This window comes from Gordonia sp. (in: high G+C Gram-positive bacteria) (assembly GCF_020438995.1).
In the GTDB taxonomy this organism is placed as follows: Bacteria; Actinomycetota; Actinomycetes; order Mycobacteriales; family Mycobacteriaceae; genus Gordonia.
Genome location: NZ_JAGQTN010000271.1, coordinates 1 through 1,525, shown reverse-complemented (window position 1 = coordinate 1,525; position 1,525 = coordinate 1). Strand labels below are relative to the sequence as shown.

The 1,525-nt window shown below is 68.4% G+C and carries 1 protein-coding gene and 1 pseudogene; both read left to right on the top strand.

From position 1 onward, the window contains the following. Positions 1 to 986: ComEC/Rec2 family competence protein (locus KDB67_RS18980; protein ID WP_291019210.1), on the top strand; the 986-nt coding region annotated here is incomplete at its 5' end. Positions 987 to 1,201: 215 nt separating this feature from the next. Next, positions 1,202 to 1,525, top strand: a pseudogene (locus tag KDB67_RS18975) (EamA family transporter); the annotation flags it as partial.

Genomic DNA, 1,525 nt, shown 5'->3' with positions numbered 1-1,525 from the left:
CCGCCGTCGGTACACCAACACTCGTCGGCGAACCACCTGCTCATCAGCGGGTCGCGGCGCATATCCGTGACCGACTGCGCACCCTCAGTGCCCGGGCGTTGAGCTCACCTGAATCCGGTCTCCTGCCTGGCCTGGTCCTCGGCGACATCTCCGGCCTGGACAACGAAGTGCGCGACGACTTCCGTGATGCGGGCCTGAGCCACCTCACCGCCGTCTCGGGAAGCAACTTCGCCATCGTCTGCGGTGCGGCACTGGTCCTGCTCGCCCTACTGGGTTGTCCGCGTAGGCTTCTCCCGATCCTCGGCCTGCTGGTCATCGTCGCCTTCGTGATCCTGGTGCGGCCGTCGCCAAGTGTGCTCCGGGCCGCGATGATGGGTTCGGTCGGCCTGCTCGCCATGCTCGGCCGGCGCAGGTCCCAGGCGTTGCCCGCACTGGGGACGGCGGTGATCGTCGGGCTGCTGTGGTGGCCGGAACTGGCCCTCGCCCCCGGCTTCGCGCTGTCGGTAGCAGCCACCGCCGGTATCGTCCTGTGGGGCCCGGTGATCCGGGACTGGTTGTGGGACCATCGAATCCCCACCGGCATCGCCGAAGTGCTCGCGATGGCCATCGCCGCGCAACTGGTGACCGCTCCCATCATCGCCTTGATCAGCGGCCGGTTCAGCATCGTCGCGATCGCAGCCAACATCGTGGTGGTACCGGTCGTCGGGGTGATCAGCATCGTCGGTACGGTGCTCGCGATCATCGGCTCGGTCGGTACGTCCGGCGGATTCGGTTGGGTGGTCGCCGAACTCCTGGCCCGCTTACTCGGCCCTGCCCTCTGGTGGATGGTCACCTGTGCCCGCGTCCTCGGTGGGTGGGCCTGGGCATCGATTCCGGTGCCCGACGGTGTCGTGGGTGCGGCCGTGGTGAGCGGGGCGACGCTCGTCGTCGGGCTGTGGGCGCGGAGTCGGATGTCCGCACACAGGTTCGGTCCCGACGAGGCATAGGCCAATTTAGAATCCAGGTGCCGGTACCGGGCACCCGGATTCCGGGTTGATGGCCGGCGCGGTGGTGGCCAAGGGTAATGATGCCGACCGGGCGGCATCGTCGTGATGCCTGACCTACAGTGAGCCCGGTGAGCCTCGCTGATTCCGCGCCGGCCGGCAGGAAGGCAGCAGACCGTCTGCTGCCGCCCGGCTTGATGATCGTCGGCGCGACATCGATGTATCTGGGTGCGGCAGTGGCTGTAGGGCTGTTCGACGCGATGGAGCCCGCGGGCGTGGCATGGTTGCGGATCGCCGGTGCCGCCGTCGTTCTGGTGCTGTGGGTACGGCCGGGTCCCGCAGCATGGCACTGGCGCCGGCTGCGTCTGGCGTCGGCGTTCGGACTGATGACCGCGGCGATGAACATCGCATTCTATGAAGCACTCGACCACCTGCCACTCGGGTCGGCGGTGGCGCTGGAGTTTTTGGGGCCGATCGCGGTGGCCGTGGCGGGCTCGCGGACACGACGGGACCTGGTGGCGCTGGTGTTCGCGGTGGTGGGG